We start from the raw sequence: 14,979 nt of genomic DNA, 5'->3' as shown, positions 1-14,979 counted from the left end.
GAACCGCTATCGCCATCGCTTTGGCTGTTGCCGACTAGCTGTGCTTGCCACGAGCTGCGGTATTTTCGGACACGGCAACCCAAGCACCGAGTGCTTCGCTGTAGACGGTACGATAGACTTTATTCATGATTGGCTCTATTCAAAATTGTCAATAATTTTGGTGGCAAGAGTTAATGCTGCTGTGATGCAACTACGTGGCCACCTTGGCTAAATCCCGGTGAATGGATTACTGCTTCCGTTCACTTTTCGATTGGCCGGAATTTATCATCGCGCCTAGTTTTATTTTTTATTTATTGACAATCTTTAACACTCATTAACCATATTTCACAAATAAGTTTCCATGCATTAATTGTTAAGTTAAACAATGTAAAAAAATCTCTTATTTTTCATCTAAAAGCGTTGAATACGGACATATGTCTTGCCGTATATCAACGCACTACTCCAACCAAGAAGGCGAAAATAATCGTTGTTTTGTCCGGCCACCGTCACAAAAATCAATACTTAACAATCAAACCTAGACGATTGCTATTTCTTTGGGAATGGATTAGCGAAACGCCAGGAAAGGCGCTGGATCTACAGCAATTGAAAGAGAGATGTTTGCATCGTCTCTTGCCACGGATCCGATGGCCTGGAAGGGATTGCCACAACGCGCCAAGATGCAATCCTGAGATGTTCCTGTTTCCGCCGGAGCGAGGTGGAAAATGTGGCTGTAACCACCTGCGGCGCAACGTTATTCTGGTTGGGTTGGCTCTGGAAAAAGCTTATTGACACATGACGGAATTGTCATCCGTGTGTCATCTGTTCGTTTGAAGCGGCGACCTACACTGCTAGTCAGCGATGGCAAGCATCAGCTTTCGATCTAGCGCATGACACATATGCGCAAGAACGGTCAATGCGGTCGCCCACCTTCAATTTTTAGGAGAATCATCATGCGTATCCTGCCAACAGTCCTGGCCGCCCTCACTCTCAGCGCAACCGCATCGGCCTTTGCCGAAGCACCGTATCCGCCCGAACAGCCCTTCACTTCCACGCTAAGCAGGGCGCAGGTCATGCAAGCAGTGACAGACGCCCAGGCCCAGGGCGTGCTGGTGCAAGGCGACAGTAGCTATCCGGTCACTTCTGCCCCGAGCGCGCCGGAACCGCAGCGCATGACCGCCCAGCATATTGAGAAAAAAGATGCCGGAGACGCCATTTATTCAGGCGCGTAATCCTGAGGGAATGATTGATTGAGGCGGCAGCTAGGCCTGGATGATGCGCTCAGAGTTTGCGTACCAAGGTCAGGCCGTCGCCGATTGGCAGCATCGAAAGATCAATCCGATCATCCCGATGCAATTTATCGTTCAGTTGCTGTAGAGCCGCTGTATCTGCATCTTTCGCAGGGCTGGCAACACTTCCGCTCCACAAGACATTGTCGATCGCAATCAGGCCACCACGGCGCAACAACTGCAGGCAACGCTCGTAGTAGGCATCGTAGCTGGTCTTGTCGGCATCAATGAAAGCAAAATCGTATTGTCCGGCAGCGCCAGCAGCCAGGCGGGCGTCGAGTGTCTCCAGCGCCGGTGCAAGCCGCAAGTCGATCTTGTGAGCCACGCCCGCCTCTTCCCAGTAAGGACGACCGATGCGTGTGTAATCGTCGCTGATGTCGCAGGCAAGTATCTCTCCGTCATCGGGTAGCGCCAGCGCCACGGCCAGCGCGCTGTAACCCGTGAACACGCCAATCTCGATGGTCTTGCGCGCACCGATAAGCCGCACCAGCAAGGCCATGAATTGCCCTTGCTCGGGCGAAATCTGCATGGTGCCGCGCGCATGCGTGCTGGTCACTTGTCGCAATGCGGTTTGCACCGGATGTTCGCGCAGCGAATGTTCCAGCAGATAGTTGTAGACGGTATCATCAAGATTCAACGTGCGGCGCGACATATGCCTTGCTCCTCTGGTTGGGAGGCCTAATTTACCATGCCAGACGCCTCGCGCGCTTGGTGCCAGCGTCGGTAGCGACGCGTCAGGCGACGCGTGCGCAACTGGTCAATGAACAAGCTGATCGCGGCAGAGTGCCGGCCGGTTGAAATGCGGCCGGCTCCTAGAACGCGCAAGCGGCGCTTGATCAGCGCCATGCGTGCCACCGCCGCCATGACCTGGTCCTTCCAATCGACCTGCGGACTGTCGGCGCTTGGGCCGTCGCCGGATCGCCACTTCGCCGGTAAATCGGGAGCGATCGCCAGCGCGGTTGCCATACCCGCTACCGCCACGCCGCTCGCCAGTACCTGCTCCGCCACGGCTTTGCGGCGGATGCCGCCGGTAGTCATCAACGGCATGCGTGCGACTGCCGCCAGCTCTCGTGCGAACTCCAGAAAGTAGGCTTCGCGCGCCAGCGTGCGGCCATCTACCGAACGCCCTTGCATCGCCGGGCTTTCATAGCTGCCGCCGGACAGCTCGACCAGATCCACCGATAGATCGTTGAGCCACAAAATGACCTGCTTCGCGTCGTCTTCGGAAAAGCCCCCACGCTGGAAATCGGCGGAATTGAGTTTGACCGCTACACAAAACCCACCCTGAACACGCGCCCTCACCGCGCGCACGACTTCAAGCAGCAAGCGTGCGCGATTGACCAGGCTGCCGCCCCACTGGTCGGTACGGCGGTTGGCCAGCGGCGACAGGAATTGCGAGATCAGATAACCGTGAGCAGCATGGATTTCGACGCCGTTGAAGCCGGCCCGCTCGGCCGCTTCGGCAGTATTTGCAAAGCGCTCGATGATTTCCCTGATTTCTGCTTCGTCCATGGCTTTCGGTTGTACAAAGAGCTTGCTGTGCTTGCCCATCTCCAGTGGTACCGCAGACGGCGCCCAAGCCGTGCCGCCCATCGCGGCCAAGATCTGGCGGCCAGGGTGATTGATCTGCATCCAGACCTGCGCGCCCTGTTCTTTCGCCACGTCAGCCCATTGTTTGAACGGGACCAGCGGCGTCCCGGATTCCAGCACAATGCCGCCCGGGCCGGTCAACGCGCGGCCATCGACCATGACGTTGCCGGTAATGATCAGGCCAGCGCCACCCTGCGCCCAGGTACGATATAGACGAAGAATGGCGGAACCTGGCAATTGCCCTTCGTCGGCCATGTTTTCTTCCATGGCGGCCTTCGCCAGGCGGTTGGGCAGAATGCTGCCATTCGGCAATTGCAATGGTGCAAACAGGGTTGATGTCATGATGAATCCCGATTCTGAAGAAAGAATGGGTGTATCCTAAGCTTAAAGTCAACTTGAAGGTCAAGCGATATGAAAATTGGTGAATTGGCGGACCAGACCGGCTTGGCGCCGTCGGCCATCCGCTATTACGAACACAGTGGCCTGCTGCCAAAAGCCACACGCGGCGCCAACGGCTACCGGGTCTATGCTGAAACTGCGGTGGAACGGTTGCGGCTGATCCAGATGGCCCAGAATCTGGGATTTTCGCTGGATGCGTTGCGCAACGTGTTCGCCAGCGGCGAAGATTTTTCCAAGGAAGACCTGCTTGCCGGTCTGGATCGCCGGCTGGGTGAGATAGAGCAACTGATGCGCACTCTGCGCGATCAACGGCAGGAGCTGCGCGCCTTGCGCAGCACGCTCACCGAAGCCTGGGCGCAAGGAGAATGCTTCAAGGCTGCCGGCCCGCTCAATGGCAAGCTGGCAAAATCCGGGCAAGCCAACTGATTGAGCGCCCCAGCTTACTGATACTGATTGCTGATTGCGACGTTACATCGCTCTCTTCAGGGTAAGAAGCACACTCAATCCCGGGGTTGGCGACGAACTGGCCGCGCGCAACGCTACGGAAGCGCCAATCCGATCGGCGATGGTTTTGACGATCGACAGACCCAGGCCGGAACCGACCTCGTCATTGCCCAGTACGCGGTAAAACGGATCGAATACGCGCTCGCGCTCCTCCACCGCAATACCCGGACCGGTATCGTCGATTTGCAGGACAACGCTGGCCTCATCAACCTTTATCGACAAATCAATACGGCCGTTCTCCGGGGTATAGCGGATGGCATTGTCGACCAAGTTCTTTAGCAATGTCTTCAGATCCATCTCCGATGCGGCGACCCGTGCGTCAACATCGCTGATCATGCCTAGGTCAAGCTGCTTGGATTCGGCCAGCGGCAGCAAATCCTCCAGTACCTGGCGGATCACCTGTTGTATCGAGACGGCGTTACGTTCGCCATACGCGGTTTGCTGCACACGCGCCAGAGCCAGCAATTGATCGAGCAGCATCCGGTTACGCTGTATGCCGCGCTTGAGGGTCACCAGCCGTTCCTTCGCCGGCGGCGACATCTCCGCTGCGTCGAGCCGCTCTGCCTGCAAGGACAACGCCGTCAGAGGTGTGCGCAATTCGTGGGCGGCATCCGCCACGAAGCGGCGCTGAACATCGACCGAGCGTGCAACGCGCGCCAAGAGCCGATTGATGGCCACCACGAACGGCATGATTTCCAAAGGCAGATTGGTAGCGCTGAGCGGTTCCAGGTTTTGTTCGGAGCGTTCGTCAAGATCGCTGGCCAGATGTCTTAGCGGCTTGAACATCTGCCGGATCAACACCCCCATCAGGATCAGCAGCACCGGAACCAATATCACGAATGGCATCACCGTGCGCAATGCGCTATCCCGCGCGACTTCGTCGCGTACCTCGGTTTGTTGCGCGACAGCAATGCGGCTGCCGTCATCCAGGGTTTTCGCAAATAACCGCCACTCGTGATCATGCACAGCGACTGTGTGCATGCCATCCCGCACATTTGCCGGCAGCAGCAATGCCTGGCCATCTGCAGCTTGTGCCGAACCTGTCGCTGGCGGCAGCGCCTGCACGATCACTCGGGATTCTGGATCGATATCGGGCACGCTTTCGGGATGGTCCGCCAGCGTTACCTGCAGATGATGGCGGCTGACCAGCGCGGCGATTTGCTTGAGTTGATCGTCCTGCAATTCATGCGCATCCCTGAACGCGGAGAAAAACGAAAAAACGCCCGCGGCCAAGGCGATGCCGATGATGGCCAGCGACAACCAGATCGACAGCCGATATTGCAACGAGCGCTTCATTTTTCCTTGGATACCATCCATCCCATACCCCTGACATTCTTGATGGCCGCGCTGCCCAATTTCTTGCGGAGAGAATAAATCAGGAATTCGACGGCATTGCTTTCCACCTCCTCGTTCCAGCCGTAAATGCGGTCTTCCAGTTCGCTACGCGACAGGATCGCCCCGGGGCGCAGCAGCAGCGCCTGCAGCAATGAAAACTCGCGCGCCGACAAACGCGTCGCGACGCCATCGATGCTGACTTCCCGGCTGACTGGATCGAGTGACAGGACGCCATTGGACAGCACCGGACCACTAACCCCCGCCTTGCGTCGCATGACGGCACGAATCCGGGCCAGCAGCTCACTCATCTCAAACGGCTTTAATACATAGTCGTCTGCACCGCTATCGAGCCCCTGAATGCGGTCTTCGACGGCATCGCGCGCAGTGACGATGAGTAATGGCACCGGATTGCCTTGTGCCCGGATCGACTGCAAAACAGTCACGCCGTCCCGTTTCGGCAAACCCAGGTCGAGCAGTACTGCATCATAGGCTTGGGTGCCGACGGCAAGCAGCGCTGCCTGACCGTCACGCACCCAATCGACGGCATAGGTCGCATCTTTCAGTGCCTGTTCAACCGCTTCACCGATCATTCTGTCATCTTCAACCAACAATACCCGCATGCTTATCCCTTGGCGTCACCGCCTCTTGCGCGGCAATCCGCATTGTATGGCAGTTCAGCCTTGAACCCGCTGCGCCAGCCGGGCTCTGTCCCAAGTACTCCACCCCACGAAAATGGCAAGCGTGACAGCAAGAATGGCGGAAGACCCGACAGTACCGAAGCCAAGCCCGCCTTTATCCAGCGGCTTGGTGAACAAATCGCCCATCGTCGCGCCCAGCGGACGGGTCAGCACGAACGCCACCCAGAACAGCAAGACACCGGAAATCCTGGTATAGAAATGCGCCACCACCACCAGCCCGATCACGCCGCCGATCAGCAATGCGCCACCGGCAAAACCAAGGCCGGAGCTATCGGCCAGGAAGTCGCCGAGCGCCGTGCCGAGCGTATTGGAGAACAGGATCGCGATCCAGTACAGCAATTCAACCTTGAAAGTCTTGATATTGTCGACCGCCAGGGTTTTCTCGGTGATGCGCCAGTACGCCAGTATGGCCAGCAAAATGCTTACCAGCAGCAGCGATCCGGCGGCATAGCCCAGCCCCATCGTGCGGTCCATGTAGTCCGACATCGTCGTGCCGGCGGTGCTGGTCGCCAGAATCACGCCCCAATAGAGAAATGGGTGGAATTTCCTGGATGACAGCTGGATCAGCAGCATCACCAGGAAACAGGAAATCAGGATGATCGAACTGGCGGCATAGCCGACATTGAGCGTCATCGAGAGCAGATCGCCGGCGGTTTCGCCCAGCGTGGTGGCGCAGATCTTCATGATCCAGAACGCCAATGTGATTTGTGGAAGTTTATTCATGCCCTGCCTGTTTGGTGAAGTAACGTGGATTTTGATGCGATTTGGTTAATGCAGCGGTTTGCCATTGCGCCTACCTGGCAGCCGCAACTTTCTGCCGCAGCGTGAGGTGGCCGACCAGTCCCAGAATAATCAACAGGAACACGGCGCTGGTCCCGGTGGTTCCCAGCGCCAGCCCACCATTGGCATTCGGCTGCGACAGTAAGTCGCCGCAGGAGGCGCCGAACGGGCGCGTCAGGATGTATGCAATCCAGAAGGCGGCAATGGCGTTCGCCTTGAATACATAATAAGTAAAGTAGACCAGGCCGATCAGCCCGCCAAATATCATTGCCGAAGTCGCATAACCCAGATTCAGCCCTTCCGCAGCCAGATCGCCAGCGGCAGTGCCCAGCGCAAAAGTGATCAGGATAGCAGCCCAGTAGAACATTTCGCGCCGTGTGGTATGGATAGCGTGTATCGACAAGGTTTGTTGGCTTGCATACCAGGCAATGAACACGAACAACAACGCCAGGCTGAAGGTCATGGTGATGGCCTGCAGCGTGACACCAAGGTTGTCCACCAGGTTGTCGCTGATCAGGGTGCCCACAATACTCACCAGGACCACCGTCAGCCAATATAGCCAAGGGATGTATTTTTTGGACCTGATTTGCAGGAACAGCGAAATCAACAACAGCCCCGCCATCAGGACCGAGGTTCCACCCAGCCCGAGCTTGAGGTCGCCCGCGAGAAAATCGGCGGCGGTTTCGCCCACCGTGGTTGCCATGATCTTGATGATCCAGAAGACGAACGTTACTTCTGGAACCTTGTTCAGCATGTTCGAGATATTGCCGCCGGCGGACTCTTGCATGGCATGTTCTCCTGTGATGAGTAGACTGGAATGAGCGTCTACTTTGGCGGAAAACACTTAGGATAAACATAGCACGACGGGCGGCAAGCGCCCCATCTTAAGACATCCGTCCAACCATCTATGAGATTACGCTACCGTAGCTTGCGCCGTTCAGCGCCCTGTCACTAGCGACGATCCGGGATCAGGTTCATGTCGCCTGCGTTCCTGCGCGCCACATTATTTGACGTACTGCTATCAATCGGCAATCTCGTCATAGCCTCGGCCTAGAAATTGAACGAAGCAAAAGCCATTACCAAAGGGATCCGCCATGAGTGCGAGTCGCCCCCACTTTTGCGTGGCGACGGGTTCCTCAAGGCGCGCTCCAACCGAGACGGCCCTTCGCACTGCAGATTCAATGTCTTCAACAACAAAATCAAGATGGATTGGCGTCCAATGACGCTCGTAAGTACGACGCTGAGCAGTTGCATTTGCCGCTGGCGTTCCTTCCGCTTTGACCAAGAGATAAATCGGCGCGGAGCTACCCAACATTTCTGCGCCGCTGACGCCAAAGCGTCGACCGACCGTTAATCCAAACGACGTTTCGTAAAATTGAATTGCCTTGTCAAGGTTGTCAACGTCAAGGTTTACCAAAAATTCCATTCCCCCCGCTCCTGTCGTCCACAGCTAACTGCATTAAAAGACCGCTTAAGCCCGATTGCAGAATGTAGGTTTCCGGCTTGAAAAAATAGTATGTCAGAGTGCGGCGGCGATTGCCTTGCCAACCTCGGTTGTGTTGCCGCTGCCGCCTAGATCGGGCGTATTTGGCCCCTGCACCAGCACGATTTCAATCGCCTTCATGATGGCATCGTGCGCGGCCGTGTAGTTCGCATCGCCATTGCCGAGGAAGTCCAGCATCATCGCCCCGGACCAGATCATGCCAATCGGATTGGCGATGTTTTTGCCGAAAATATCGGGCGCCGAACCGTGCACCGGCTCGAACAGTGAGGGAAACTTGCGCTCTGGATTCAGATTGGCCGACGGCGCGATGCCGATTGTGCCAGTGCACGCCGGGCCAAGATCGGACAGAATGTCGCCGAACAGGTTTGATGCCACCACCACATCGAAGCGCTCCGGTGAGAGCACGAAGCGCGCGCACAGTATATCGATGTGATACTTGTCCCAGCGCACATCCGCATACGATGGCGCCATCGCTTCCACACGTTCATCCCAATATGGCATGCTGATCGAAATGCCATTTGATTTGGTGGCCGAGGTCAGGTGTTTCTTTGGCCGGCTTTGCGCCAGATCGAATGCGTACTTCAGTATCCGGTCGGTGCCCTTGCGCGTGAAAATTGCATCCTGCACCACGAACTCACGATCGGTATTGTCGAACATTTTCCCACCCACCGATGAATATTCGCCTTCCGTATTTTCGCGCACGACGTAGAAGTCGATGTCGCCCGGCTTGCGATTGGCCAGCGGGCAAGGCACGCCAGGCATCAGGCGCACCGGGCGTAAGTTGACGTATTGATCGAAATCGCGGCGGAACTTGATCAGAGAACCCCACAGAGAAATGTGGTCTGGCACTTTGTCGGGCATGCCGACAGCGCCGAAATAGATCGCTTCGAAGCCATCTAGTTGCTCGCGCCAATCGTCCGGCATCATCTGGCCATGCTTGAGGTAATACGCGCAGTTGGCCCATTCCATGGTCGTGAATTGGAGGGCAATGTTGAATTTTCGTGCTGCTGCCTCCAGCACACGCAAACCCTCCGGCATCACTTCGTTGCCGATGCCGTCGCCGGCGATGACTGCAATTTTATGGATTTTCATGACATTGACCGTTCGTCGTTTTTCGAGAAAATTGAGCGAGATGTGCGTGGCGTTTCTAAGTGAATTTCGTCGCTGCAAACAATACATGTCCGCCGCCGGAGCCTGGCCCGCTATTTTCTTTTGCCGGTTGCGCAGTCGTCGTTGGTTGTTCAAGGTAACGAGAAAGCAAGCGGCGAGCGCCAACATCATCGATTTCCCGAAAGCCAAACTTGCGTAGTTTTTCGTGCAGCGCGGGTGGATCGAAATAGCTTAAAAATGGTTCGCCGACGGCGGCCACGCGGGCCACTCTTTCCTGATGCAACGCCAGCAACTCCTTGGAAAACGAACTCGGAGGATCGCTATAGTCGAACACCACCTCGGCACCTCCGATGAGACTGCCAATTGCCTCCAGCGTCAGGTCAATCGCTCTCTCCGTCAAATAAGGAACGACACCGAGCCAAATGAAAAAGGTTCGCCGGCTTGCATCGAAGCCCGCAGCATTGAGCCCGTCCAGCAGCGTATCGTTCTCAAAATCGACCGGTGCATAGATCAGCGAAACCGGCCGTTCTATACCGACTTGCTCAAGCCGTCTTCGTTTCCATGCTTGTGTCGCCGGATGATCGACTTCAAAAATGCGCGTGTCACCGGGAAGCTGGCTACGATAGGCAAACGTATCCAAGCCAGCGCCAAGTATCACGACCTGTCGCACTTCGCGCTGCTCAACGGCGCGCGCGAGCGCCGCTTCGGCGTAGCTTGAGCGAGCTGCAATGAACAATCTGATGCCGCGTCTGGCGATGTGCAATTCCTGCTCATGCTGCACGTCCTTGGCCTGCATTCCTACTATCGTGAGGGCAAGCGGGTCGCTAAAAATTTTTCCCTTTTCCACCACCTGATGGATGGCACGGTGGGCAGCTGCAGCAAATGCGGTACGGCTTGGTTCTTGTTCTTTCATTTCGCTCCCGACGGGAATCATGCATATCAGATGCTTGTGCAGACTACAATATTTTCTCGACCGCACAAGTAAAACCTAAGACTTCAAGTATGAACGAGTTAAACGGAAGCAATATTATGACGATTGCATTTGTTGTTGAAAGGTCATCTCGATGAACTCGGCCGGGTGCGTGACTGCAACCATGACTGTGATGCGCATATAACCGTTCAGGATATCCTCGGCAGTCATGGTCGAGCCGAGCCCGACATTGACACTGAATGCATCCTGTGGCTTGGCGCCGGCCAGTGCGCCAATTTTCCACTGGCTCGTCAGGAAGTTACAAATCATGCTATTGACCGTGATCCAGGTCGAGGCATCGTTCGCTTCGAAGGTATAAGCTTGTATCGCAATCTTGATCGATTGCTCGAACATGATCAGGGTGCGACGCACGTTGATGTATTTCCAGTCCTGGCTATTGCCATCCAGCGTGCGCGCACCCCACACAACCAGACCACGACCGGTGAAGTCACGGATCGCATTGATCGCCTTGCCGTCTGCCGGCAGGTTAAGGTCTTGCTGGTCATCATCGGTGACGCTGACGGTCGGTTTGATGACGGAATTGATTCCCACGTTGGCTGGTGCGTTGAAGACGCCGAGTGCGTTGTCGATACGCGTATAAATGCCAGCCATTGCACCGCTCGGCGGCACAATGTTGAGTTGACGTTGAATTTCCGTTATGACGTTCTGGTACAGCTGCGAGACTGTCTTCAACGCTTGGTGAGTCGATGCGCGGTCTTTCTTTGCTTGCATCGGGTCGGTCGAAGTTTCCGGCAACGCGATCATGTCAATTACGGTACCCAGCTTCAGCAGTTTCGGATCAGGAATGCCCTCGCTGGACGGTGGGAAATTGGCGGCTGCTTCTGCCTTTAGGGCGGCGATGAACGCAGGCTTGGAGTTGTCGCTGAGGCAGCCGTAGTCGACCTCGCTGTCTTCAGTGATGCTGGTATTGAGCCATGGGTAATAGGCGACGCCGTAGTTGAGGCCGTCGGCGTTGATCTGGCCGCGAAAACCGTTCGCCCCCGAAATAACATCGTTGATATCGTCGTGATCGCGCGCTTTGTAGCCATCATAGACGTCGAAAATCGCGATCCGGCTTTGCATCGTTACGCAATGCTTCAGCATTTGCTGACAAGTGTACTGCCAGCCCGACAGGCTTAACAACACCGCGTCGGGCACAACCAACATGGTTGGCTCTTGTTCCTTCAACAGCATTTGCAAGGGTGTGTCGCACAGGTTGGCCGTACTCATTGCCGGCATGCCGCCGCCGATCGTAATCTGATCGAACTGGCCTGTCGAAACGATGTAGCATGAACCGCCGCCATTGTCGAAAAACAAGCGCATGCTGGCGTAAAAATAATACTGGGTGGCAGGATCGACCGTAATCGCGACGCTGTTGGCGGACGCCGAAAAAGCAAATTTAGTATCGGGAGGACCGCCAAACAAATTGACGTATTCCGCAAATGAAGCAATCCGTGTCGGCTCGTTTAGCAGCGATTGATTGCCTCGTACCGCCTTTTGCGTGCAGCCGATAAATGCCGGTACCGCAGTTGCAACCTCAACGACCGAATGCGGAAAGGCATTTTGTTCTACAACGTAGACTCCGGGGGTTTTCAGATTCGCCATATCGAACACCTCGCAAGCATGGAAGCCATTGTTAACATGAAAGAACCCGGTCGCCCCGCATGACGCGCTTTCATGCTCACGCTATCGATGAAATCAACATCTTGTGAAATTTGCGACGCAATGAGTAGACAACACGTGATTATTGGTCGTCAAGCAAATAGTTACCCATTTGAATCACATGGGGCTGGCTTGAGTTGGCATTTGATTGTGTCGATGCCAACATCAACAGTCCCGACACGCACGCTCATTGCGTCGAGCGGATTGCCGTGACCAGGAGCCGCAAGGAACTGCGGGTGCGGGGATCGGAAACGTTTGAATGCAATACGATGTCGCGCGATGGCAATGGTGGCAGGCCGAGTTGTGGGCCAAGATCTATCGTTCCTGCTGGCGCAACGCGGCGTCCCAGCGCGGCGACAGCGAGTCCGGCGGAAATGGCGGCGCCTATGGTAGCGATGCCGCCGCCGACGAAGACTTCGGTCCATGCGATGCCACCGCCGGCCAGGGCCGCAACGGCCATGCCGCGTACGCTGCACGGTTCGGCCTGCGTCGCAAGGCGCAGCGGTTGTCCCGGATAATATTCAAAATCGGGAACTCCCATCCAGCCGAATCCCTCTTCAAGAATGATATCGCCGTCCAGCCGCCGGTTATCCTGCCCTAGCACAATGGCGGCATCCAGCATGCCTTGATCGAACGCTTCGATCGTTTCACGCGAACTCGCGACGCGCATTTCTATGACCAACTCCGGTTCGGCGCTTTTCATGCGTTTGAGCAGGAGCGGCAATTCACCTCCCACCACGTGATGGCTGATGCCCACAACCAGTCGCCGCGGATGCACGGCAAATGCACCTAGCGCGCTTTGGTGGGCGCTGAGTAAAGTCCGCGCCGCGCCGAGGAATGCGTTGCTTCCGCGGATAGACGTACCAGCCGCGGTGTGCGCTCCAGCAATCGGCGTCCGATGCCTTCTTCGAGGCGCTTGATTTTTAGGCTGACGGCCGACTGCGTTGTATTCATCGCCTCGGCTGCGCGGGTGAAACTTTTGAAGTCGGCTACCAGCACAAATGCCTGAACTGCTTCGAGATCGAGTGCTTTCATCGGCTTACCATTCGGAAAACGATTTATTGAGCTACATATCCATACGATTTTCTCATGATTGTGCGGTTTACGTCAGTCCGTAAAAAACACGCGTACCAGCGCGGCCATGACCGCCGCAAGGCAGACGATTGTGGCGGCAGTGATAATGAATCCGGCGAGATGAGCGGCGAATATGACAACCCCGGCCAGCGGCTGTCTTGCCGCCAAGCCGATTTTGCCGCAGCGCTTCCCGGCGGGTGTCATGACAGACGACTCAGGCCAGGCTTGGCCAGATACAGTATTTCATACACCGCAGCACCTTTGGCCACGTCAGGCGCCTGGGACGACATTCTGAAACGGATCAAACGCCAGGCGTTGACGTCCAGCACGGTCCATACAGCGACCGAATCAGGTTGCGCGGCAATCCGCCGATTGCGTTCCTGCTCCGCAACCAGCAACGCGGTGCGGTCCGCCGCCGCGTCGATCGGGCTTTCTTCCCGATACAGCGACAACGCCTTCTGCGCTGGTCCGATACGAGCGTCCAGTGGCAACCAATTTTCTACCTGCGGGCGCCCAAATGAATCGATCACACCCTGAAAGCGTTCACCCATCAGGAAACGCGCGGTCGCGTCGGCGTCCTGCCACAGATAGACCGCACCATAAAGATTGCCTGCCGCGCCGTTGACCCCACGCTCCTGGGCAATGAATGCCTTGAAAATCATGCCCTCAATGGCATCCCACTTTGGGCCAAGTGTGGTGGCGCGATCTCTGATCTGCTGCATGTTGTAGTTGGCAGGCAGTCTGTGTGAATACTGTATTGCGAACATGGCATTTCTCCTTGGTTGAAGTAAACAATTCAAGCTTACGCGCGCTCATCCATTAAAAAAAGCCATCAATCAAGATAGCTGTGATGCGATTTTTGAATTATTGATATACCAAGTCCTTGCGATGCGCCAGTCCGCAATACATGATGCAACCGCAGCGACAGCACTACTTGAAGTAGCACCACGGCACGGCAGAATGCTCCCGATAAAACGCTCACGCGTCCTTTATACAAAAATCAATTTAGCATCATCAAAACTATTCGTTCCCCGCCCTGCGCCACGCTACTAGGATGCCTAGTGATGCAGTACATACCGTCACGTACAAATCAATCGGGGAATAGCGACAAATGACGATCATATCCAACAAGCGCCGCCTGCTATTGCAGGGCCTGGCTGCGACCGCCGCAGCAGGTACATTGCCCGCTTTTGCCGCTGAAGAACGCACCTTGCGCATCGGCTACCAGAAATTCAACACGCTCAATATCCTGAAAGGCAGCGGCAACCTGGAAAAGGCTTTGCAGCCATTAGGATGGAAGGCGAAATGGTTCGAGTTCGCCGCCGGTCCTCAACTGACCGAGGCCTTGAATGGCGACGCCATCGACTTCGGCCATGCCGCCGACACCCCTTCTGCCTTCGCCAACGCAGCTGGCGTCAACGCAGTCTATCTGGCCGCCGAACAACCTTACCCAAAAGGCATCGGGATTTTCGTCGCACAAGACTCGCCGATTCGCACGGTGCAGGATTTGAATGGTAAGAAGATTGCCCTCGGCCGTGGATGGAACGTACAGTATCTGCTGGTGCGGGCGCTGGAAGAGGTCGGTTTGAATTATGGCGATATCGTGCCGGTGTATGTCACCAACGCCGCCGATGTGCGGGCCACATTCCAGTCCGGCAATGTCGATGCCGCCACCCTGTGGGACCCTTATCTGGCGGGCCAGCAGATTTCGACCAGCCCGCGCATCCTGCGCGACGGCACCGGCCTCTCGAACAACCGCACTTTCCACCTGGCCAACCCGGGTTTCGTCGACCGCAATAAACTGATCATTCGCACGCTATTTGCGGAACTCAAAAAAACCAACGCCTGGGCGCAATCCCATCCACAGGAAACCGCTGAACTGCTGGCGCCGCAATTGAGTGTAGACGCCAAGGTGTTGCGACTAGCCACCGAGCGCCGCAACTACACCACTGTTCCGGTCGATGCCAGCATCGTCGCCGAACAGCAGCAGATTGTCGAAGCCTTCTATAAGCTGGGACTGATCAAGACCCAGGTGCAGGTCAAGGACAAGGTTTACGCCGAAGTCCTGCTGTAAAAAGATCGGGACGC

The 14,979-nt window shown here is 56.1% G+C and carries 16 protein-coding genes and 1 pseudogene; 3 read left to right on the top strand and 14 right to left on the bottom strand.

The features are described 5' to 3' along the window. Positions 1 to 34 precede the first annotated feature (34 nt). Positions 35 to 127, bottom strand: coding sequence for an ESPR domain-containing protein (locus tag CAter10_RS24530; RefSeq protein ID WP_082797860.1), 93 nt, complete (start codon positions 125 to 127; stop codon positions 35 to 37). A gap of 802 nt (positions 128 to 929) precedes the next feature. On the opposite strand from CAter10_RS24530, the gene CAter10_RS10400 reads away from it, so the two are divergent. Further along, entirely contained in the window at positions 930 to 1,208 is a 279-nt protein-coding gene (locus tag CAter10_RS10400) for a DUF4148 domain-containing protein (protein ID WP_061533352.1), read from the top strand. Positions 1,209 to 1,257: 49 nt separating this feature from the next. Here CAter10_RS10400 and CAter10_RS10395 read toward each other — a convergent pair whose 3' ends face one another. Further along, positions 1,258 to 1,917, bottom strand: a complete 660-nt coding sequence (locus CAter10_RS10395; protein WP_061533351.1) for a class I SAM-dependent methyltransferase — start codon at positions 1,915 to 1,917, stop codon at positions 1,258 to 1,260. A 26-nt stretch (positions 1,918 to 1,943) separates the two neighbouring features. Continuing rightward, positions 1,944 to 3,197 carry an NADH:flavin oxidoreductase/NADH oxidase family protein gene (locus tag CAter10_RS10390; RefSeq protein ID WP_128083033.1) on the bottom strand — a complete coding sequence of 418 codons (1,254 nt, stop codon included), beginning with the start codon at positions 3,195 to 3,197 and terminating at the stop codon, positions 1,944 to 1,946. Between the two features lie 69 nt (positions 3,198 to 3,266). Here CAter10_RS10390 and CAter10_RS10385 point away from each other — a divergent pair, with 69 nt between their 5' ends. Then, positions 3,267 to 3,680: a MerR family transcriptional regulator gene (locus CAter10_RS10385; protein ID WP_061533350.1), complete on the top strand. Its 414-nt coding sequence runs from the start codon at positions 3,267 to 3,269 to the stop codon at positions 3,678 to 3,680. 42 nt (positions 3,681 to 3,722) lie between these two features. Here CAter10_RS10385 and CAter10_RS10380 read toward each other — a convergent pair whose 3' ends face one another. From CAter10_RS10380 to CAter10_RS10335, 11 genes and pseudogenes are all read right to left on the bottom strand, one after another. Next, complete coding sequence (locus CAter10_RS10380) at positions 3,723 to 5,075, bottom strand: ATP-binding protein (protein ID WP_061533349.1); 1,353 nt, start codon at positions 5,073 to 5,075, stop codon at positions 3,723 to 3,725. After that, positions 5,051 to 5,713 carry a response regulator transcription factor gene (locus CAter10_RS10375; RefSeq protein ID WP_061533348.1) on the bottom strand — a complete coding sequence of 221 codons (663 nt, stop codon included), beginning with the start codon at positions 5,711 to 5,713 and terminating at the stop codon, positions 5,051 to 5,053. The genes CAter10_RS10380 and CAter10_RS10375 overlap by 25 nt, the downstream gene beginning before the upstream one ends. A 54-nt stretch (positions 5,714 to 5,767) precedes the next feature. After that, positions 5,768 to 6,514 carry a COG4705 family protein gene (locus tag CAter10_RS10370; RefSeq protein WP_061533347.1) on the bottom strand — a complete coding sequence of 249 codons (747 nt, stop codon included), beginning with the start codon at positions 6,512 to 6,514 and terminating at the stop codon, positions 5,768 to 5,770. A gap of 70 nt (positions 6,515 to 6,584) precedes the next feature. Then, positions 6,585 to 7,358 carry a COG4705 family protein gene (locus tag CAter10_RS10365; RefSeq protein ID WP_061533346.1) on the bottom strand — a complete coding sequence of 258 codons (774 nt, stop codon included), beginning with the start codon at positions 7,356 to 7,358 and terminating at the stop codon, positions 6,585 to 6,587. A 234-nt stretch (positions 7,359 to 7,592) separates the two neighbouring features. Further along, a complete protein-coding gene (locus tag CAter10_RS10360; RefSeq protein ID WP_061533345.1) occupies positions 7,593 to 7,997 on the bottom strand; it encodes a VOC family protein in 405 nt (134 codons plus the stop codon). Between the two features lie 93 nt (positions 7,998 to 8,090). Then, positions 8,091 to 9,167, bottom strand: coding sequence for a tartrate dehydrogenase (locus CAter10_RS10355; RefSeq protein WP_061533344.1), 1,077 nt, complete (start codon positions 9,165 to 9,167; stop codon positions 8,091 to 8,093). Positions 9,168 to 9,222: 55 nt separating this feature from the next. Continuing rightward, positions 9,223 to 10,098 (bottom strand): class I SAM-dependent methyltransferase, encoded by an 876-nt coding sequence (locus CAter10_RS10350; RefSeq protein ID WP_061533343.1) that lies wholly within the window; start codon positions 10,096 to 10,098, stop codon positions 9,223 to 9,225. Between the two features lie 114 nt (positions 10,099 to 10,212). After that, entirely contained in the window at positions 10,213 to 11,760 is a 1,548-nt protein-coding gene (locus tag CAter10_RS10345; RefSeq protein WP_061533342.1) for a phage tail sheath family protein, read from the bottom strand. Positions 11,761 to 12,004: 244 nt separating this feature from the next. Beyond that, positions 12,005 to 12,852, bottom strand: a pseudogene (locus CAter10_RS10340) (LysR family transcriptional regulator). Positions 12,853 to 12,924: 72 nt separating this feature from the next. Then, on the bottom strand, positions 12,925 to 13,095 hold the full coding sequence (locus CAter10_RS22780; protein ID WP_164840432.1) for a hypothetical protein: 171 nt from the start codon (positions 13,093 to 13,095) through the stop codon (positions 12,925 to 12,927). Beyond that, positions 13,092 to 13,658, bottom strand: a complete 567-nt coding sequence (locus tag CAter10_RS10335; protein WP_061533341.1) for a DUF4865 family protein — start codon at positions 13,656 to 13,658, stop codon at positions 13,092 to 13,094. The genes CAter10_RS22780 and CAter10_RS10335 overlap by 4 nt, the downstream gene beginning before the upstream one ends. A gap of 344 nt (positions 13,659 to 14,002) precedes the next feature. Here CAter10_RS10335 and CAter10_RS10330 point away from each other — a divergent pair, with 344 nt between their 5' ends. Beyond that, the gene (locus CAter10_RS10330; protein WP_061533340.1) at positions 14,003 to 14,965 is read left to right on the top strand and encodes an aliphatic sulfonate ABC transporter substrate-binding protein; all 963 of its coding nucleotides are present in this window, start codon (positions 14,003 to 14,005) and stop codon (positions 14,963 to 14,965) included. The last annotated feature ends 14 nt before the right edge of the window (positions 14,966 to 14,979 follow it).

This window comes from Collimonas arenae (genome assembly GCF_001584165.1).
Lineage (GTDB): Bacteria > Pseudomonadota > Gammaproteobacteria > Burkholderiales > Burkholderiaceae_D > Collimonas > Collimonas arenae.
This window is presented reverse-complemented; position numbering and strand designations above follow the sequence as displayed.